Origin of the sequence: Streptomyces sp. NPDC029674 (genome assembly GCF_044903205.1) — a bacterium.
Taxonomy (GTDB): domain Bacteria; phylum Actinomycetota; class Actinomycetes; order Streptomycetales; family Streptomycetaceae; genus Streptomyces.
Genome location: NZ_JBJDPY010000022.1, coordinates 1 through 19,614 on the forward strand (window position 1 = coordinate 1; position 19,614 = coordinate 19,614).

Annotated in this window: 13 protein-coding genes and 1 pseudogene; 3 read left to right on the top strand and 11 right to left on the bottom strand. The window is 72.7% G+C overall.

The features are described from left to right. Positions 1 to 1,782 (top strand): annotated as a pseudogene (locus tag ACI2L3_RS35150) (peptidase S8); the annotation flags it as partial. A gap of 34 nt (positions 1,783 to 1,816) precedes the next feature. Here the strand turns inward: ACI2L3_RS35150 and ACI2L3_RS35155 are convergent. From ACI2L3_RS35155 to ACI2L3_RS35185, 7 genes are all read right to left on the bottom strand, one after another. Continuing rightward, the gene (locus ACI2L3_RS35155) at positions 1,817 to 2,356 is read right to left on the bottom strand and encodes an AAA family ATPase (protein ID WP_404756490.1); all 540 of its coding nucleotides are present in this window, start codon (positions 2,354 to 2,356) and stop codon (positions 1,817 to 1,819) included. Then, positions 2,353 to 4,656: a xanthine dehydrogenase family protein molybdopterin-binding subunit gene (locus ACI2L3_RS35160; RefSeq protein ID WP_404756491.1), complete on the bottom strand. Its 2,304-nt coding sequence runs from the start codon at positions 4,654 to 4,656 to the stop codon at positions 2,353 to 2,355. Before ACI2L3_RS35160 ends, ACI2L3_RS35155 begins: the two co-directional genes overlap by 4 nt. Continuing rightward, positions 4,653 to 6,782, bottom strand: coding sequence for a 2Fe-2S iron-sulfur cluster-binding protein (locus ACI2L3_RS35165; RefSeq protein ID WP_404756492.1), 2,130 nt, complete (start codon positions 6,780 to 6,782; stop codon positions 4,653 to 4,655). Before ACI2L3_RS35165 ends, ACI2L3_RS35160 begins: the two co-directional genes overlap by 4 nt. Next, positions 6,779 to 7,684, bottom strand: a complete 906-nt coding sequence (locus tag ACI2L3_RS35170) for an FAD binding domain-containing protein (RefSeq protein ID WP_404756493.1) — start codon at positions 7,682 to 7,684, stop codon at positions 6,779 to 6,781. The genes ACI2L3_RS35165 and ACI2L3_RS35170 overlap by 4 nt, the downstream gene beginning before the upstream one ends. Positions 7,685 to 7,993: 309 nt before the next feature. After that, positions 7,994 to 9,643, bottom strand: a complete 1,650-nt coding sequence (locus ACI2L3_RS35175; protein WP_404756494.1) for a beta-N-acetylhexosaminidase — start codon at positions 9,641 to 9,643, stop codon at positions 7,994 to 7,996. 112 nt (positions 9,644 to 9,755) lie between these two features. Next, a complete protein-coding gene (locus tag ACI2L3_RS35180) occupies positions 9,756 to 10,061 on the bottom strand; it encodes a DUF3039 domain-containing protein (protein WP_055550135.1) in 306 nt (101 codons plus the stop codon). A gap of 287 nt (positions 10,062 to 10,348) precedes the next feature. Then, positions 10,349 to 11,527 carry an MFS transporter gene (locus ACI2L3_RS35185; RefSeq protein ID WP_404756495.1) on the bottom strand — a complete coding sequence of 393 codons (1,179 nt, stop codon included), beginning with the start codon at positions 11,525 to 11,527 and terminating at the stop codon, positions 10,349 to 10,351. A 115-nt stretch (positions 11,528 to 11,642) separates the two neighbouring features. On the opposite strand from ACI2L3_RS35185, the gene ACI2L3_RS35190 reads away from it, so the two are divergent. Continuing rightward, a complete protein-coding gene (locus tag ACI2L3_RS35190) occupies positions 11,643 to 12,557 on the top strand; it encodes a LysR family transcriptional regulator (RefSeq protein ID WP_404756496.1) in 915 nt (304 codons plus the stop codon). Here ACI2L3_RS35190 and ACI2L3_RS35195 read toward each other — a convergent pair. Beyond that, positions 12,530 to 13,123 (bottom strand): YqgE/AlgH family protein, encoded by a 594-nt coding sequence (locus tag ACI2L3_RS35195; RefSeq protein WP_404756497.1) that lies wholly within the window; start codon positions 13,121 to 13,123, stop codon positions 12,530 to 12,532. The two genes, ACI2L3_RS35190 and ACI2L3_RS35195, sit on opposite strands and share 28 nt — an antisense overlap. A gap of 253 nt (positions 13,124 to 13,376) precedes the next feature. Between ACI2L3_RS35195 and murA the strand changes: the two genes are divergently transcribed. Next, on the top strand, positions 13,377 to 14,717 hold the full coding sequence (gene murA / locus ACI2L3_RS35200) for a UDP-N-acetylglucosamine 1-carboxyvinyltransferase (protein ID WP_404756498.1): 1,341 nt from the start codon (positions 13,377 to 13,379) through the stop codon (positions 14,715 to 14,717). Between the two features lie 94 nt (positions 14,718 to 14,811). On the opposite strand, the gene ACI2L3_RS35205 is transcribed toward murA, so the two are convergent. The 3 genes from ACI2L3_RS35205 to ACI2L3_RS35215 form a co-directional block, all read right to left on the bottom strand. Further along, entirely contained in the window at positions 14,812 to 15,093 is a 282-nt protein-coding gene (locus tag ACI2L3_RS35205; RefSeq protein ID WP_016645140.1) for an HU family DNA-binding protein, read from the bottom strand. Between the two features lie 302 nt (positions 15,094 to 15,395). Next, the gene (locus tag ACI2L3_RS35210) at positions 15,396 to 16,826 is read right to left on the bottom strand and encodes an NAD-dependent malic enzyme (protein WP_404756499.1); all 1,431 of its coding nucleotides are present in this window, start codon (positions 16,824 to 16,826) and stop codon (positions 15,396 to 15,398) included. A 398-nt stretch (positions 16,827 to 17,224) separates the two neighbouring features. Next, the gene (locus tag ACI2L3_RS35215; RefSeq protein WP_404756500.1) at positions 17,225 to 19,558 is read right to left on the bottom strand and encodes a HelD family protein; all 2,334 of its coding nucleotides are present in this window, start codon (positions 19,556 to 19,558) and stop codon (positions 17,225 to 17,227) included. Positions 19,559 to 19,614 lie beyond the last annotated feature (56 nt).

A 19,614-nucleotide genomic window follows, 5' to 3' on the forward strand; every position in this document is an offset into this window, starting at 1 on the left:
CAGCAGTGGCCGCACACCGACGACAAGCCGGTCACCAAGAAGGTGACGTACAAGAACCTCGGCAAGGACGACGTCACCCTGGACCTCACGGTGACCGCCACCGACCCCAAGGGCCGCCCCGCCCCGGCCGGGTTCTTCACCCTCGGCGCGAAGAAGGTCACCGTCCCCGCGGGCGGCACCGCCTCCGTCGACATGACCGCCGACACCAAGCTGGGCGGCACGGTCGACGGCGCGTACTCCGCGTACATCGAGGCCAAGGGCGGCGGCCAGTCCGTCCGCACCGCCGCCGCGGTCGACCGTGAGATCGAGCGGTACGACGTCACGCTGAAGACGATCGGCCGCGACGGCAGGCCCACCCCGCACCACGACTCGACGATGTCGGCCCTCACCGGCAAGGACAAGGGCCTCAACCTCTTCCCGCAGGGCACTACCACCAAGGTCCGGGTGGCCAAGGGAACTTACCTGCTGGACTGGTCGGTCCACGTCGACCCGGGCGACGCCGACAAGGGCACCGACTGGCTCGTCCAGCCCCGGCTGACCGTCGACAGGAACATGACCGTGACCCTCGACGCGCGCAAGGCGAAGCCCGTCGATATCACGGTCCCGGACCGTGACGCCAAGCTGGTGACGGGCGGACCTCGGTACATGTACAAGGGTTACGAATCCACTCCCACCAACACCTCGTTCAAGGGCCTGCGCACCGCCCACCTCGGCCCGCAGGTGCCCGAAGGCTTCGGTGAGCAGTGGCTCGGCACCTGGACGAAGGGTGCGGGCGCCCGCTACGACATGCTCGTCGGCGGCACGGTCAAGAAGCTGTCCACGGGCTGCACCAAGCACCTGAAGCGCGCGGACTTCGCCACCGTCAAGCTCCGCACGGGCGCCTCGGCCCCGGGGCGGTCGGGCTCCCTCTCCGTCGCCGGTTACCGTCCCGAGGCGGGCGGCATCTCGCACATCTTCACTCCCCGGAAACTGCCGCGCACCATGACGGCTCACGTGACGGCGCTCGGCGCCACGAAGTGGGGCATCGACTTCGATCAGTACGGCGACAGGGACGAGGAGGGCGAGCCGGTCCTGGAGGGCTACTACGAGATGGACCCGCGGACCTTCAAGGCGGGCCGCACGTACACGAAGACCTTCAATGTCGGCGTCTTCGGACCCGCCCTGAACGCCGCCGACATCGGCATCTTCCGCAAGGGCAACCGGCTGGGCGGCCGCATCCCCGTCGTCGCCGACGGCGAGGGCCACCCGGGCTGGAGCGCGTACTCCGCCGCGAAGTCGGCGCTCTACCGCGACGGCACGAAGATCGCCGAGAACGACGACCCGGTGTCCGGCGGTGAGACGTTCGAGGTTCCGGCGGGCGACGCCGAATACCGGCTGACGGCGTCGGTGCGGCGTGACCCGAAGGTGGCCACGGCCTCGTCACGCGTCGAGGCGTCCTGGACGTTCCGCTCGAAGAACACGGCGGGCCGCACCGAACTCCCCGCCTCCACGGCACGGTTCGCGCCGGAGCTCGACCTGGCGAGCCGCGCACCGGCGGGCGCCACCCAGTCCGTTCCGGTCACCGTGCAGGGCGCGGCGGCGGGCGCCGGCAACCTCAAGTCCCTTGCGGTGTACGTCTCGTACGACGGCGGCGGGACCTGGAAGAAGGTCACCGTCCGGGACGGCGAGGTCTCCGTGCGGAACCCGGCGAAGGACAAGGGCATCTCGCTCCGCGCCAGGATCACGGACAAGGACGGCAACAAGTCGTCGGTGTCCCTCTACGACGCCTACCTCGGCAAGTAGCGCACGAACGCACACCACGAAGCCCGGGATGGATTCACTTCACCCGGGCTTCGTCCAGCCCCGCCAGAATCCCGTCGACGGTCTCCTCGACCGTCGACTCCGTGCTGTCCAGCCAGAGTCCGACGCGCGGCGTCCGCTCGCGCAGGATCGCGTCGAGGCCCTCGACCGTCCACGCGCCGTAGCCCGTCTTGCCGCGGGCGGCCTCGCGGGCGGCGACCGCGTCGGGGCGCGGGGCGAGGACGACGACGTACACGGGGCGGGTGCGCAGGAGTTCCACGTACGCCTTCAGCTCCTCGCCCAGGATGACGTCCTGGACGACGGCGGTGAAGCCCGCGGCGGCGTATGTGTCGGCCGTCGATGCCGACAGGCGGTAGCGCAGGTGGAGTTGGGCCTCACTTTCGCTCCCGGCCTCGCCCTCGTACGGCACCCCGCCCGAGACGATCATGCGGCGGAAGACGTCACCCCGGACGTGCGCGGCCTTCGGCAGGCGCTCGGCCAGCGCCTGCGCGACCGTCGACTTGCCGGACGCCATGATGCCGGTGAGGACGACGACGGCGCCCTCGGGCAGCGTCATGTCGCCACCGCGGCCTGCGGGCGGATCGGGAGGCGGTTGACCGGGCGGCCCGTCGCCGCGCGGACCGCGGAGGCGATGGCCGCGGGGGACGTCACGACCGGGACCGCGCTGGCCGCCTTCGCGCCGAAGGGGGCCACGACGTCCCGCTCCTCGACCAGCTTCACGATGCGGATGTCGGGTGCGTCGAGGGCGGTCGGCAGGGCGTAACCCGTGAGGTCGGGGTGGCGGACGATGCCGCGCGGGGTGCGGAGGTTCTCCGTGAGCGCCGCGCCCACGCCCTGGGTGACGCCCGCCTCGATACGGGCCTTCAGCTGGGCGGGGTTGAGGATGCGGCCCACGTCCTGGGCGACGGCCAGCTCGACGACGCGGACCGAACCGATCTCGATGTCGACGTCCACCACCGCGCGGATCGCGCAGAATGCCATGCCCACGAAGGCGTCGCCCTGCCCGGCCTCGTCCAGCGGCTCGGTCGGGTGCGGGCGGCACTGGGCGGTGGCCCAGAGCTCCTTGCCCTCCAGGGCCTCGGTGACGGTCGTGGAGAGCACGCCGTCGTACGAGGTGATCTTGCCGTCGGTGATCTGGAGCAGCTCGGTGGACATGCCGAACTTGTGGGCGAGCGGCTGGAGGAGCTGGGTGCGGACCATCTTCGCCGCGCGTTCCACCGCGCCGCCCGACACCCACGTGTGGCGGCCGCGGCAGCTCGGGCCCGCCGGCGGCTGGTCCGTGTCGACGGGGGCGACCCGCACGTCCTCGATGCCGAGCGTCTCCTGGACGATCTGGCGGGCCAGCATGGTGAAGCCCTGGCCGGTCTCGACGGCCGCGCAGATCACCGTCGCCATGCCGTCGTGGACCTTCACGGTGGCCGTGGAGACCTCGTCCGTGCCCTCGGCGCCGAGGAGCTGGACCATGCCGAGGCCGTAGCCGACGCCCCGGCGGATGGCGGACGGTTCGCCCGCGCCCTCGGGGCCGCCGGGCAGCAGCCACTCGTCCTCGGGGGTGTCCTTGGGCAGCTCGGGGAGTGGGAAGTCCCTTACGGCGGCGAGGAGTTCGGCCACCGGGGCGGGGCACGTCACGGTCTGGCCGGTGGGCAGGATGTCGCCGGTCGCCATGGCGTTGCGCAGCCGCAGCTCGGCCGGGTCGATGCCCAGCTTCTTGGCGATCTTGTCCATCTGCGCCTCGTACGCGGCGCACACCTGGAGCGCGCCCTCGCCGCGGACGTGGCCGGAGGGCGGGTTGTTCGTGCGGACCGCCCAGCCCTCGATGAAAGCGTTCGGTACGACGTAGGGGCCGCAGGCGAAGGAGACCGCGGCGGCCAGCGCCTCCGACGACGTGTCCGCGTACGCGCCCGCGTCGAGCAGGATCTGCGCCTCCACCTTGACCAGGCGGCCCTCGGCGTCCGCGTGGTGGCGGTAGCGCAGGAGCGTGGGGTGGCGGTGGGCGTGGCTGAGGAAGGACTCCTCGCGCGTCACGGTGAGCTTGACCGGACAGCCGGTCCGCAACGCGAGCAGCCCGAGGGGGAGTTGGAAACCGGCGTCCTCGCGGTCGGCGGTCGCGCCCGGCACACCGGTGACGACCACCTTCACGTGCTCCGGGGTGAGGCCGTAGCAGGCGGCGGCGCGGTCGCGGTCGGCGTGCGGGTCGGTGGACGCGACGTACAGCTCCACTCCCCCGTCGGGGCGCGGCACCGCGAGACCCGCCTCCGCGCCGATCGGCGCCGGGTCCTGGCGGCCGATGCGGTACAACCCCTCGACGACGAGCTCGCCCGCCGCCTCCGGGTCGCCGTGCCGCAGCGGGATGTGCCGGATCAGGTTGCCGTCGGGGTGCAGCGGCTCGGCCTCGAAGGCCTTCTCCGGGTCGGTGACCGGTTCGAGCACCTCGTACTCGACGATGACGGCGGCGGCGGCCATTCGCGCGGTGTCGGGGTGGTCGGCGGCCACGGCGGCGATGGGCTCGCCGTGGTGGCGTACGACATCGGAGGCGAAGACCGGGCGGTCCGCGGTCCGGCGGCCGTGCAACGGCTCGCCCGGCACGTCCTCGTGCGTGACGACCGCGCGGACGCCCGGCATCTCGAGGGCGTGGCTGGTGTCGATGGAGACGATACGGGCGTGCGCGTGCGGGGAGCGCAGGACCGCCGCCCACAGCAGGCCCTCGGCCCACAGGTCGGCGGCGTAGGGGAAGGTCCCCTCCGTCTTCACCCGGGACTCCGCGGACGGCAGCGACGCGCCGATGCCGTGCGTCGGCTGCCCGGCCCCCGACGCGTCGGCGGCAGGCGTGGTCGCGATGCCGACTTCGGTGCTCACGCGTGGCCTCCGTCCTGGCCGTGGGGGCCGCCCTGGTGCGGTTCGTCGTACGCGGTCGGGTGGACGCCGCCGGCACCCGGGCCCGCCTGGTGCGGGATGCGGGCCGTGTCCAACTGCTCGTGCTGGTGCTGGTGCTGGTGCTCGTTCTGGTGCTGGTGCTCGTCCTGCGTCGAGGACTCCGCCGCGGCCGCGGACGTCGCCTCGCGTTCGGCCACCACCTCGCGTACGGCGTCGAGCACCCCGCGGTAGCCCGAGCACCGGCAGAGGTTGCCGCAGAGCGCGCGGCGGGCCTCCAGGTCGCTGGGGGCGGGGTTGCCCTCGAGGAGGTCGTGCACGGTCATGGCCATGCCCGGCACGCAGAAGCCGCACTGCACGGCTCCGCACGCGGCGAGCGCCCGCTGCACGTCGGAGGGCTGCCCGCCGGCGGCCAGGCCCTCGACGGTACGGACCTCGCTGCCCGCGGTGGTCGCGGCCGGCACCAGGCAGGACGCGACGAGACGCCCGTCCACCTGCACGTTGCAGGCACCGCACTCGCCCTGCGAGCAGCCGTCCTTGGCCCCGGCGAGGCCGAGCCGCTCCCGCAGGACGTAGAGCAGCGACTCGCCGATCCAGGCGTCGGTGACGGGCCGGTCGGTGCCGTTCACGCTGAGGACGTAGGAGACGAGGGGGTGGTCGTCGTGGAGGGGGTTGGGGGCGATGACGGGGGCGTCGGGCGCGTCGGGCGCGTCGGCTGCCTCCGACTCCGGTGCGTCGGGATCGACCGGGGCGTCGGGGGTGTCCGGGGAGTCCGAGGTGTCCGGGGTGTCCGGGGTGTCCGGGGTGTCCGGGGCCGCCTGTGCCGCTTCGTCCGTGTCACTGCCACCGGGCTCGTCCGCCTCAGCGGTCGCGTCGGTCTCGCCGGTCGTGATCGCCTCACCGGTTACGTCATCGGCCGCGGGCTCCGCGGCGGCGGCTTCGGCGTGCTCCTGGAGCGCGGCTTCGGGGGCGGCCTCGGTGACAGTCTCGGGGGCGGTCTCCGGCACCGCTTCGAGGTGGGTCTCCGGGGCGACTTCGGAGGTGAACTCCAGGGCCGCCTCGGGGGTGAACTCGGGCGCGGCTTCAGGGATGAAACCCCGAGCTGCCTCGGGGGTCCCCTCGTGCACGCCGACGTGCTCGGCGGCCGCCTCGAACTCGTCCGTCGGCTCCGACGACTCCAGGATGTCCGCGATCTCCGCCGCCTCGACCGCTTCCCTGGCGGCTTCGACGGCTTCCGCCGCTGCCTCGGCCGCTTCGGCCGCTTCGGCCGCCTCCGCGCCGGACTGCCCGGCGGGCGGCACGCTGATCGCCCGCAGCAGAGTCGTCTGCTCGAAACGGCTCTCCTGGGGCTCCTGCGGCGTCTCTTCACGGTGCTCTGCAGGAACGTGCTCGGCAGGGGCATGCACGGCCTCCTGCGGCTGCGTGCCCCAGGGCGCGCCGGCCCCCGCCCCCGTCGCCCACGGCGCGGGCGCGCCGCCGGGCAGGGTCGCGGGCGGCGTGCCGCCCCACTGTGCCGTCAGGGACGAGGCCGTGTACTCGCCGGACTCGTCCGGCAGATCACCGTCGGCGACGGGGATGGACCACTGCCCGGTGACATCGGAGGAAGCGGGGGGCGCGGCGGCCGCCTGCCCGTACTGGTGGCCGTACCCCCGATCGTGCCCCTGGTCGTGCCCCTGCTCGTACCCCTGGCCGTAGGCCTGCTGCTGCCCGTAGGTCTGCTGCTGCCCCGCGGCCTCCGGCGCCTCGCCGAAGCTCCACTGGCCGGTCGCGCGCGGGTCGTACGGGTGCGCCTCAGGGTGCACCTCCGGGTGTGCCCCCGGGTGCTCCTGGACCGTCCCGGCCTCGGGCCACCGCACCGCGCCCCCGCCGCCGGCCGCGCCCGTCACCTCGGGCGGCATGACCCAGGCGCCCGTGGCGGCGGGGTCGGTGGCGTCGGCGGTGGTGGGGGTGACCGTTATCTGCGGCGGTACGTAACCGTGGCCCGGGGCGGCGAGCGGGGCGTCCAGCATGCCCTCGGGGAGTTGCACGAACGCCGTGGCGTCGGAGTCGTACTCGCCCTGCGGGTGCGGCTGCCAGCCGCCGCCGTTGTGGGTGTTCTGGTCGTCGCTCACGACAGCGCCCTCCCCAGTGCTCGTCGGGCCAGCGCGGCGACGGTGCGCCGCAGGTGCAGTACGGCGGGCGCCAGCGGCTGTTCGGTGCCGTCGGCCGCCGGGGGGTGGTCCGGAATGCAGGCGGAGGCGACGTACTCCCCGAAGGCGGTGACCGCCTCGGGTACGAGGCTGCCGCGCTCGCCGTCCCAGTCGATCAGCGCGGCCACCCACTCCTCGGCCTCCAGCGGCCGCAGCGGCATCGGCGCGATGGCGCCGACCGCGCACCGCACGCCGCGCCGCGCCGGGTCGAGGACCAGCGCGACGGACGCCGTGGCCCGGCCGGGGCCGGTGCGTCCGGTCGCCTTGAGGAAGACCTGGGGGGCGTGCAGGAGCGGCACGCGCACGAAGCCGATGAGCTCGCCGGGGCGGAGCATCTCCATGCCGGCGAGGAGGTGCGAGACGGGGATCTCGCGGCGGACACCGCCGGGTCCCGCGATGATCAGGACGGCTTCGAGGGCGGCGAGGACGGGCAGCGCGTCGCCGGTCGGCGCGGCCGAGGCGATGTTGCCGCCGAGGGTGCCCGCGTTGCGGATCTGGGGCGGTCCCGCGGCGCGCGCGGCGGCGGCCAGGGCGGGGATCAGCGCGGCGAAGTCGGGGCGGCCCATGCGCGCGTGCGTGAGACCGGCGCCGAGCAGGGCGTGGCCGTCCTGGTACTGCCAGCCGCGGATCTCGCTGATGCGGCCGAGGCCGACGAGGGCGGCGGGCCGCAATTGTCCCGAGTTGACCGAGGCCATGAGGTCCGTGCCGCCGGCGACGGGCACGGCGGCGGGCATGGCGGCGAGCGCCGCCACGGCCTCGTCCAGCGTGGCGGGCAGCTTCACCGATTGCGGTGTCCGTGCCGCCTGCGGTGCGTGCGTGCTCAAAACCGGCTGCCCCTTCCCGATGTCCGGCCGCCTGCTCCACGTACATCCATCGCGCATGTGAAGTGCTCGCCGTTTCGCGACGTGTCACCGTTACGCCTGTTCCGCCGTACGGTACGTGCTCACAACCCGGACGTGGCAACTCTGGCACATCTTCCCCGGGCCCCGACGCGGGGGTCCGCTAGGAGGCATTCGTCCCCAGACCAGGGGGATATGCCGTTTTCGCACGGCTTCCGGCCGTCGTGTTCCCAGCGTTCCCGGCGGGCCGTGCCGCGCGCACGGACCGCCGGGAGCGGGCGCCCTGAAGCGGTCTCACACGTTCGGGGGCGGCCCATCGATCGGACGTCCGAGATCGCTGTTCTTCAGCCCTTCGGGGGCGGGTCGCTGCTGGTGCGGCAACGGGCCGCCCGGCGGGCGGTAGTCGACGCCGAGGGCGTCAAGTCGGGCGTAGTGCTCGGTCATTCGCCGCTCGAAGTCGGCGAAGTCCCGGTCGGCGGGTGCGGGCAGCTCGCGCCACGCCACCTCGCTGAAGGCCGCGAGGCGCGGGAACACCTGGTAGTCGACGCGCGCCTGGTTCTCCATCACCTCGGTCCAGACGTTGGCCTGGGTGCCGAGGACGCGGGCTGCCTCCTCCTCGGTGAGTTCGGCGGGGACGGGCTCGAAGCGGTAGACGTCCTCGAGGGTGCGGATGAAGCCGATGGGCATCGGCTCGTCGGGGCCGCCGTCCTGCCGGTGGTCCAAGTACACGTGCTGCTCGGGGCACATGATGACGTCGTGGCCGGATTTGGCCGCGGCGATGCCGCCCCGGTAGCCGCGCCAGGAGGAGACGGTGGCGCCCTCGGCGAGGCCGCCCTCCAGGATCTCGTCCCAGCCGATGAGGCGCCGCCCGCGGGCCGTGAGCCAGGCGTCGAAGTGCCGGATGAACCAGCTCTGGAGCCCGTCCTCGCCGTCCACCCCCAGCTCCTTGATACGGGCCTGCGCGGTGGCCGAGGCCTTCCACTGGTCCCTGGGGCACTCGTCGCCGCCCACGTGGATGAAGGTCGACGGGAAGAGGTCGAGGATCTCCTCGAAAACCCCTTCGTAAAAACGGAGTACGTCCTCGGTCGGGGCGAGGACGTTCTTGCTGACGCCCCAGGTGTCCCAGACGGCGAGCGCCTCGGTGTCGACGACGTCCGTGTTGCCCAGGTGCGGGTACGCGCTGATGGCGGCCTGCGAGTGGCCCGGGATGTCGATCTCCGGGACGACGGCGATGTGCAGGGAGTCCGCGTACGCGACGATCTCGCGGATGTCGTCCTGCGTGTAGTGGCCGCCGTGCGGGCGCTCCTCCCAGAGCGGCGAGGCGCGGTGGCCCCACTTGGAGCGGGCCCGCCACGAACCGGCCTCCGTCAGCTTCGGGTGGCGCTTGATCTCCACCCGCCAGCCCTGGTCGTCGGTGAGGTGGAAGTGGAAGACGTTGAGCTTGTGGGCGGCGAGCAGGTCGAGGTAGCGCAGGACGCCGTCCTTCGGCATGAAGTGCCGTGACACGTCGAGCATCATGCCGCGCCAGCCGAAGCGGGGGGCGTCCTCTACGACGCCCGCCGGGACGGGGTACTCGGTGCCGGGCGGCCGCACGCTCGCGCGGCGGAAGGCGTCCGGGCCGAGGAGCTGGCGCAGCGTCTGGGCGCCCCAGAAGACGCCGGCTCCCGCGCCGCCGCGGATCTCGACGCGGTCGCTGTCGACGGTGAGCCTGTACGCCTCCGGCTCCAGGGAGTCGTCGACGTACAGGGAGAGGGAGTTGGCCGCGCCCTCGGCGCCGTCGCGGAGCGGCAGGCCGAGCGCGGGGCCGAGCGCGGCGCGCAGCCACCGCTCGGTGGACCCGGTGCCGGGGCCGGCCCAGACGGTGGTGGACGCGTCGATGACGAAGGAAGAGCTCTGCGTGGCCTCGGCGCGTGCGGGCGCCGGGATGAGTTGCCCAAAGGTCATGGCGCACAAGGCTGTCACGCGATTGCACAACGCAAAAGGGGCGTTGCGGCAGGCGCAACGCCCCTCGGGCGAAGAGGTCTCACAACGGAACGAAAGGGGCGCCGCTTCGGCGCTACTTCTTGCCGCCCTTACCGTCCTTGCCGCCCTTGTCCTTGTCGCCGCCGGCGCCCATGGACTCGTAGATCTCCTTGCACATGGGACAGACGGGGTACTTCTTCGGATCGCGGCCGGGGACCCACACCTTGCCGCAGAGCGCGACGACGGGGGTGCCGTCGAGCGCGCTCGCCATGATCTTGTCCTTCTGGACGTAGTGCGCATAGCGCTCGTGGTCGCCGTCACCGTGCGACACCTGCGGCGTCGGCTCTACGAGGGTCCCCGTACCTGCCCCGCGCTCGGGCTCGGGCTCAAGAGTGCTCATAAGGGCCAAGGGTACTCACGCGCGCGCCGTCCCGGCAGCGGCCGTGCCTTCCGGGTGACCGTTCGTATTGTGCGGGCGCGCTGGGCCGGCCCCGTTGTGCCCTGCGGGCCGGCTGTGACTGGTCGCGTCGTATCGTGCGGGCCGGCTGTGGCTGGTCGCGTCGTATCGTGCGGGCCGGCTGTGGCTGGTCGCGCAGTTCCCCGCGCCCCTAAGTAAGACCGCTGCCCCCACCCGCCAGGCCAGCCACGGCTGACCAGGCCGGACGCGAGGCCGCACCCCGGACCACTTCAGGGGCGCGGGGAACTGCGCGACCAGCCCCCACCGGCCCGCAGGTAGACGGAGCCCCGGGCAGCGGACACATGGAGGACGAGCCCCGCCAGGGCCACCCCCGCCGCCGCCCACGGCAGCGCACGCGGCGCGAGCCCCGCCGCGAGGGCGAGCCCGGCGACGCCGGAGCCGACCGCGCTGCCCAGGTACAGGGCGGAGTTGTTGAGGGCAAGAGCAACCGTCCCCCGCTCCGCGCGCAACGCGAGGAGCCGGTGCTGCTGCGGGACCTGGAAGGCCCAGCCCGCCGCACCCCACACGACGAGCGCCGGATACGCGGCGGCCCCCAGCAGCGGCAGGACGGCGATCGCGACGGTCAGGGTCGAGACGATCCCCGTCACCAGGGCGACCACTCGCCCCGCCCGATCCACCAGCGGCCCCGCGACCACGCTGCCGAGCACCCCACCGATCCCCCACGCCCACAGATACGGCGCCACCTCCCCCTCCCCCACGCCGCCCGACGAGGCAAGCACCGGCGCGAGATACGTGTAGAGGCCGAGGCTCGCCACCGCGCCCAGGAAGGAGACGCCCACGATCGGCAGCACCTTGCGGTCGGCGAGCGCCCCGAGCCGCGCCCGCACCGGCACCGGCGGTTCGGCGGGCACCTCCGGCAGCCCCACCGCGAGGCCCAGCAGGGCGACCGCGCCGAGGCCCGTCACCAGCCACATCGTGGCCCGCCACGACGTGTGGCCGGCGAGCAGCACCCCCAGCGGCACCCCGAGCACCGTGCCCGAACTCATCCCGCCCATCACCAGCGCCAGCGCCCGCCCGCGCCGCTCCGGCCCCGCCAGCGAGGCGGCGGCCGCGGTGGACAGCGCCGAGTAGACCCCGGCGCCGGCACCGGCCACCGCGCGAGCGGCGAGCAGCACGGCGAGGCCGGGGGCGAGCGCGGTGAGCGCGTTGCCGAGCGTGAAGACGGCCAGCGCGGCGACGATCAGCAGGCGCGGCCGCACCCCGGACAGCAGCCCGGCGACGAGCGGCGCGCTCACCGCGTACGCGAGGGTGAAGACGGTGACCATCTGCCCGGCGAGCGAGACGGTCGTCCCGAGGTCGTCGGCGACCACCGGCAGCAGCCCCGCCATCACATAGGCGTCGAGCCCCAGCGTGAAGGCCCCCAACATCAACAGCCACACCTTGCGCACGGCTCCCACTCCCTCTTCTTCGCGGTTCAGCGGTTCAGCGGTTCAGGGAGGGAAACGTAGGGAGCCTCCGCATCCGGAGAGAAATGCCCGCGGCGCCCATTTATGCTCGGGCGGCATGAACCGAGTAACGGACGGGGTCGAGCTGCGCCACCTGCGGGGGTTCCTCGCCGTCGCCGACGAGCTGAGCTTCACGCACGCCGCCGCCGTCCTGCGCGTCGGCCAGCCCGCGCTGACGCGGACCGTGCGGGCGCTGGAGGACGCCCTCGGCACGCGCCTCCTGGAGCGGACCACACGGCGCGTCGAACTCACCGAGGCCGGCCGCCGGCTGCGCGACGAGCTGGCGCCGCTGCTGTCCCGGATCGACACCGCGCTGGGCGCCGCGGGCAGCGAGCCCCCGGTGCTGCGGCTCGGCTTCACCTCGCTGCTGCCCGAGGCCTGCGCCGAGCTCGTGCACGCCTTCAGGGCGGCGACGGGCGCGGGGGTGCGGCTTGTGCGGCGCGACGAGGCGCTGGCCGGGCTCATGTCGGGCGCGTGCGACGTCGCGGTCGTACGGGGCGACGTACCGCCCGGCGCGCCGGTCCGCACCCGCCTGCTGCTGCACGAGCCCCGCGTCGCCGTCGTCGCGCGCGGCGCCGCGGAGCTCGCGGGCCGCCGCGTCGTGGACTGGGCGGAGCTCGCGGAGCTGCCGCTGGTCGTGAACACCGTCACCGGCACGACCAGCCCCGACCTGTGGCCCTCGTCCCGCCGCCCGCGCCTCGCGTGCACCGCCGACAACTTCGACGAGTGGCTGGAGGCGGTCGCGGCGGGCCACGGGGTGGGCGTGGCGCCCGAGCCGGTGGCCCGCAGGTACTCCCACCCGGCCCTGCGCCACGTACGCCTGAAGAACGCCCCGCCCGTCGCCGTGCGCCTGGCGGTCCCGGCGAGGGACGCGCACCCGTTGGCCGAGCGGTACCTGCGCCACGCCGGAGAACGCGCCGACCAGCAGACCGGTCGGCGCACCGGTCAGTTCAGCGACGCGTCGTCCGGATAGGTCGCCACCATCGCGAGCTCGCTGCGCTGGCGCCGCAGCACCGCGCGCCACAGCCGCTCCGGGTCCGGCGACGACACGTCGCCGGGCTCGGACTCGACCACGTACCAGGCGCCCTCGGCCAGTTCCGTCTCCAGCTGGCCCGGGCCCCAGCCCGAGTAACCGGCGAAGATCCGCAGCGAGCCGAGGGCCGCGGCGAGGAGCTCCGGCGGGGCCTCCAGGTCGACGAGCCCGATCGCGCCGTGCACGCGCCGGAAGCCGACCGGGTCCCGTCTGCCGGCCCGGGAGCCCGGGGACGCCGTCTCGTCGCCGGGGATCACCGCGACGCCGAGCGCCGAGTCCAGCGAGACGGGTCCGCCCTGGAACACGACGCCGGGCGCGCCGGCGAGCTCTCCCCAGCCTTCGAGGATGTCGGCGACGTCCACCGGGGTGGGGCGGTTCAGGACCACGCCGAGCGAGCCCTCCTCGTCGTGGTCGAGGAGGAGCACCACCGCGCGGTCGAAGTTCGGGTCCGCCAGGGCCGGTGTGGCCACGAGCAGCCGCCCTGTGAGCGAGGACACCTCGGTCATGGTCCACATGATCCCGCATATTCGCCCGGCGCGGGGAGCCAATGCGCATACCGGAGTGCACCCAGCTCAGAGCCAGAAGCGGCCGGTGGGGCACCCGCGCGGGACGGTGACCAGGAGTGTCCGGTTACGTACGGTTCGTGTTGTCACGAACTCATGACCTGTTTTGCACGCCCTTGGCCTTACGGAAGGGGGGTACGCGGCCATTACCCTTGCCCTTTGGTCCCCCCGTCCATCCAATCGGAACGCGAGATTCATGACCGTCACCGACGATGTACTGCTTGTCCACGGCGGAACCCCGCTGGAGGGCGAGATCCGTGTCCGCGGCGCGAAGAACCTCGTGCCCAAGGCCATGGTCGCCGCGCTGCTCGGCAGCGCTCCGAGCCGGCTGCGCAATGTCCCCGACATCCGCGACGTACGCGTCGTGCGCGGCCTGCTGCAGCTGCACGGCGTGACGGTCCGCCCCGGCGAGGAGCCGGGCGAGCTCATCATGGACCCGTCGCACGTGGAGAGCGCGAATGTCGCGGACATCGACGCCCACGCGGGCTCGTCGCGCATTCCGATCCTGTTCTGCGGCCCGCTCCTGCACCGCCTCGGGCACGCCTTCATCCCCGGCCTCGGCGGCTGCGACATCGGCGGCCGGCCCATCGACTTCCACTTCGAGGTGCTCCGCCAGTTCGGCGCCACCATCGAGAAGCGCGAGGGCGGCCAGTACCTGGAGGCCCCGCAGCGCCTGCGCGGCACCAAGATCCGCCTGCCCTACCCGTCCGTGGGCGCCACCGAGCAGGTCCTGCTCACCGCCGTGCTCGCGGAGGGCGTGACCGAGCTCTCGAACGCCGCGGTGGAGCCGGAGATCGAGGACCTGATCTGCGTCCTGCAGAAAATGGGCGCGATCATCGCCATGGACACCGACAGGACCATACGGGTCACCGGTGTCGACAGCCTCGGCGGCTACAACCACCACGCCCTCTCGGACCGCCTGGAGGCCGCCTCCTGGGCGTCCGCCGCGCTGGCGACCGAAGGCAACATCTACGTCCGCGGCGCCCAGCAGCGCTCGATGATGACGTTCCTGAACACCTACCGGAAGGTGGGCGGTGCCTTCGAGATCGACGACGAGGGCATCCGCTTCTGGCACCCGGGCGGCTCGCTCGACGCGATCGCCCTGGAGACGGACGTCCACCCCGGTTTCCAGACCGACTGGCAGCAGCCGCTCGTCGTGGCGCTGACGCAGGCCTCGGGCCTCTCCATCGTCCACGAGACGGTCTACGAGTCCCGGCTCGGCTTCACCTCGGCGCTCAACCAGATGGGCGCGCACATCCAGCTCTACCGCGAGTGCCTGGGCGGCTCCGACTGCCGCTTCGGCCAGCGGAACTTCCTGCACTCGGCGGTCGTCAGCGGCCCCACGAAGCTGCAGGGCGCCGATCTGGTCATCCCTGACCTGCGCGGCGGCTTCTCGTACCTGATCGCGGCCCTCGCGGCGCAGGGCACGTCCCGCGTCCACGGCATCGACCTGATCAACCGCGGCTACGAGAACTTCATGGAGAAGCTCCAGGAGCTGGGCGCGAAGGTCGAACTGCCGAACAAGGCGGCGCTGTAGTAGCAGCCCGGCCGGCGTTTGAGGCCATCTTTTGACGGCACGCGAAGGGGGCGGCCACCCGAACCGGGTGGCCGCCCCCTTCAGCTGCTCCGGGCTACTTGCCCTTCGCCGCTTCCTTCAGCTTGGAACCAGCCGAAACCTTGACGCTGTAACCGGCCGGGATGTTGATCGGCTCACCGGTCTGCGGGTTGCGGGCGGTGCGAGCGGCACGGTGGGTGCGCTCGAAGGTCAGGAAGCCGGGGATGGTGACCTTCTCGTCGCCCTTGGCAACGATCTCGCCGACGGTCTCGGCGAACGCGGCCAGCACGGCGTCGGCGTCCTTGCGGGTCACCTCTGCGCGGTCGGCCAGCGCGGCCACCAGCTCACTGCGGTTCATGTTTGTACTCCCGTGTTCTTTTGCCGTTGAGGCGTGCCACGCGGCAGGGCCGCATGATGGGCACAGCGAAGACGATGCTGCCAGGGTCCTCGGACAGTCCCCGGACCCGGGTCTGACGTCCAGACCCTCGCGCCCGATTACGCATCCTGCCCCCACCTGCGGCGGGAAAGCCAATCCGGCGCCCTTGGGGGTCACACGAAAAGCGTCCGCCACCCCCGGAAATACGGGGGCAGGAGAGGGCTGGCTGCCAAGCCACCCTAGAGGGGGCCCGCGGGGCCCGGGTTCCGCGACGCGCCGGGTGCCTAGGCCGTGGCGCCTGTCACAGCGGCCCCCGCGGCCTTCGCGGCGGTGCGCACGGCACCGGCCACCGCACCTGCGACCTTGTCGTTGAAGACGCTGGGGATGATGTAGTTCCGGTTCAGCTCGTCCTCGGCGACGACGTCCGCGAGGGCGCCCGCGGCGGCCAGCATCATCTCCGTGTTGACCGTGCGCGACTGGGCGTCGAGCAGGCCGCGGAAGACGCCGGGAAAGACCAGCACGTTGTTGATCTGGTTCGGGAAGTCCGAGCGTCCCGTGGCCACAACTTCCGCCGTCTGCCGGGCGATTGCCGGGTCGACCTCGGGGTCCGGGTTCGCGAGCGCGAACACGATGGCGCCGTCGGCCATAGCGGCCACGTCGTCGCCGTTCAGCACGTTCGGAGCCGAGACGCCGATGAAAACGTCGGCGCCGACGACGGCCTCCTTGAGGGTGCCGGTGAGGCCCTCGGGGTTGGTGTTGTCGGCGATCCAGCGCAGCGGCGAGTCGGCGTCGTGGGAGACCAGGTCCTCGCGGTCGGCGTGCACGACGCCGTGGATGTCGGCCACGACGGCGTTCTTCACACCGGCGGCGAGCAGCAGCTTGAGGATGGCCGTGCCGGCCGCGCCGGCGCCCGACATGACCACGCGCACGTCGCCGATGCCCTTGCCCACCACGCGCAGGGCGTTGGTGAGGGCGGCGAGGACGACGATGGCGGTGCCGTGCTGGTCGTCGTGGAAGACCGGGATGTCGAGGGCCTCGCGCAGCCGGGCCTCGATCTCGAAGCAGCGCGGCGCGGAGATGTCCTCCAGGTTGATGCCCGCGAAGCCGGGGGCGATGGCCTTGACGATCTCGACGATGGCGTCGGTGTCCTGGGTGTCCAGGCAGAGCGGCCAGGCGTCGATGCCGGCGAAGCGCTTGAAGAGGGCCGCCTTGCCCTCCATGACGGGCAGCGCGGCCTTCGGGCCGATGTTGCCGAGACCCAGGACTGCCGAGCCGTCCGTTACGACCGCAACGGAGTTGCGCTTGATGGTGAGGCGGCGGGCGTCCTCGGGGTTCTCGGCGATCGCCATGCACACGCGGGCCACGCCCGGGGTGTAGATCATGGAGAGGTCGTCACGGTTGCGGATGGGGTGCTTGGACGCCATCTCGATCTTGCCGCCGAGGTGCATCAGGAACGTACGGTCGGAGACCTTGCCGAGGGTGACGCCCTCGATGGTGCGCAGCTGCTCGACGATCTCGTCGGCGTGCGTGGTGGAGGACGCCGCGATCGTCACGTCGATCCGCAGCATCTCGTGGCCGGAGGCCGTGACGTCGAGGCCGGTGACCGAACCCCCGGAGGACTCCACGGCCGTGGTGAGCTGGGAGACCGCTGTTCCGCTGGCGGGCACCTCCAGTCGGACCGTCATCGAGTAGGAGACGCTGGGCGCCGTTGCCATGGCGGACTTCCTCTGCTTTCACCTTGTAGCTCTTGCCGTCCGATGGTCGCACCTACCGCCGAGTACGTGGTAGCCGCCCCGGATTGAGAACGTTTTGTTCATCGGCCAGTGCGCTGCAGTTTCGGAAACTTGTTTCCACCATACGAGAAGTTGCCCGGAACGGAAAGAGGGACCGGAACGGAAAGAGGCCCACGTCACTGGGTGACGTGGGCCTCTCTCCTACGTTCATGACACCGACCCGCCATGCTCGCCTCGCGGCAAGTGGTCGCTCGTAGCGACGATGGTTGGGCCCGGGGGCTTGGATCGAGCCGGTGCCACATCCAAGGTAACAAACGAATCCCGGAAGGCAATTCCCGCCCCGAGAAGCCGCTGGGGTCAATCTCCGACTCCGAGCAGGGTCAATCTCTGAGCAGGTCCGGGACGCCGGCCCCGTCCGGCTCGTCGCGCTCCCCCGACAGGACCGTGAGCTGCTGCGTCGCGCGCGTCAGCGCCACGTACAGGACGCGCAGGCCCGCCGGGGACTCGTCCGCGATCTCCGCGGGCGAGACGACCAGCGTCGCGTCGTACTCGAGGCCCTTGGCCTCCAGGCTGCCCAGCGCCACCACCCGGTCGCCGAGCCCCGCGAGCCAGCGCGCCGCCTGCTCGCGCCGGTTCATCGCCACGACGACACCGACCGTGCCGTCCACCCGCTCCAGGAGCCGCGCCGCCTCCTCACGCACGGACGAGGCCAGGTCCTTCCCCCGTACGACGGCGAAGCGGGGCTCCACACCGGTCGAGCGGACCGCCGAGGGGGACTCGGCCCCCGGCATCGCGAGCGCGAGGACCCGGGCGGCCAGGTCGGCGATCTCGGCGGGGTTGCGGTAGTTGACGGTGAGGGTGAAGCGGCGGCGCGGGCGGGTGCCGAGCGCCTCGTCGCGCGCCTCGCCCGCCTCGTCCGGGTCGGACCAGGAGGACTGGGCCGGGTCGCCGACGACGGTCCAGGTGGCGTGCCGGCCGCGGCGGCCGACCATGCGCCACTGCATGGGCGTCAGGTCCTGCGCCTCGTCGACGATGACGTGCGCGTACTCGGTGCGCTCCGCCGCGAGGCGCTCGGCGCGCTCGCGCTGGGACTCCTCGCGCTGCGGCATCAGCTCCTCGAGGCCGGTCAGCAGGTCGAGGGGGTCGAGTTCACGCTTCTTCTTGGGGCGGTGCGGGGTGCCGAGGATCGCCTGGAGCTCGTCGAGCATCGCCACGTCGTGCACGGACAGGGCGTCGCGCCGCAGCGAGCGGGCGACCTTGCGGACCTCGCCGGGGTTCAGGATCCGGCGCGCCCAGCGGCCCAGGCGCCTCTCGTCGCCCATCGCGGCGAGCACGCCGCGCGGGGTGAGCTCCGGCCACCAGGCGTCGAGGAAGTGGATGAAGTCGTCCTCGGACGTGATGTCGTCGTCGAAGGAGGAGCGCAGCTCGGCGGCGAGCTCCGGGTCCGTGTGCCGTCCCGCGGCTCCCGACTGGGACCACAGGGCGTCGAGGAGGAGCTTGCGGGCGCGCGGGCGCAGCAGGTTGACGGGGGCGGTGCCGCCGAGCGCGTTGCGGCGGATGCGGTTCAGCTGGCCGGCGTCCAGTTCGAGGCGGCGGCCGAAGGCGACGACGCGGAGGCGGGTGGGGGCGCCGGTGGTCTGCGGTTCCGGGTCGTCGTCGCCGAAGGACAGCTGCTCGTCCTGTGGGGCCGGGGCGGCGGGAGTCTCCAGCGCCCCGCGCGCCGCCTTCCGCAGCACCTTCAGCATGCGCGAGGAGCCCTTGACCCTGGCCACCGCCGGGCTGTCGTACTCGGTCGCCTCCACGCCGTCCACCAGGGAGCCGACCGCGCGGATCGCGACCTGCCCCTCCTCGCCGAGGGACGGCAGCACGCCTTCCGTGTAGGCGACCAGGAGCGGGGTCGGGGAGACGATGAGGATGCCGCCCGCGTACCGGCGGCGGTCCTGGTACAGGAGGTACGCGGCCCGGTGCAGGGCCACCGCGGTCTTGCCGGTGCCGGGGCCGCCCTCCACGTACGTCACCGACGCGGCGGGCGCGCGGATCACCATGTCCTGCTCGGCCTGGATCGACGCCACGATGTCCCGCATCGAGTGGCTGCGGGCCTGGCCGAGCGCGGCCATCAGGGCGCCGTCGCCGATCACCGGGAGGTCCTCGCCGTCGAGGCGGGCGGTGAGCTCCGGGCGCATCAGGTCGTCCTCGACGCCGAGGACCTTGCGGCCCTTGGAGCGGATGACGCGGCGGCGCACCACCCGGCCCGGATCGACCGGCGTCGAGCGGTAGAAGGGCGCGGCGGCGGGCGCGCGCCAGTCGATGACCAGCGGGGAGTAGTCGGCGTCCAGGACGCCGATACGGCCGATGTGCAGGGTCTCCGCGATGTCGGCGTACTTGCCGTCCGCGTCCTCGCGCACCGCACCCTCAGCCGGTTCGACCGCCGTGTACGCGCCGTCGGGCCCCTTCTTGCCGTCCTTGCCCTGGAGCAGGTCGATACGGCCGAAGAGGAAGTCCTCGAACTCGTTGTTGAGCCGGTTGAGGTGCACGCCGGCCCGGAAGACCTGCGCGTCGCGCTCGGCGAGCGCGCCCGGCGTACCGACCTGGGAGCGCTGGGCAGCGTCGTTCATCAGGAACTCGGCCTCGTGGATCTTCTCCTCGAGACGTCGGTAGACCTGGTCGAGATGTTCTTGTTCGACGCTGATCTCGCGGTCGCGTACGTCGGCCACCGAGGCCCCTTTCACACCGTGCTGCTGCCCGTATTGAGCAGCCGTCCACCCTATGC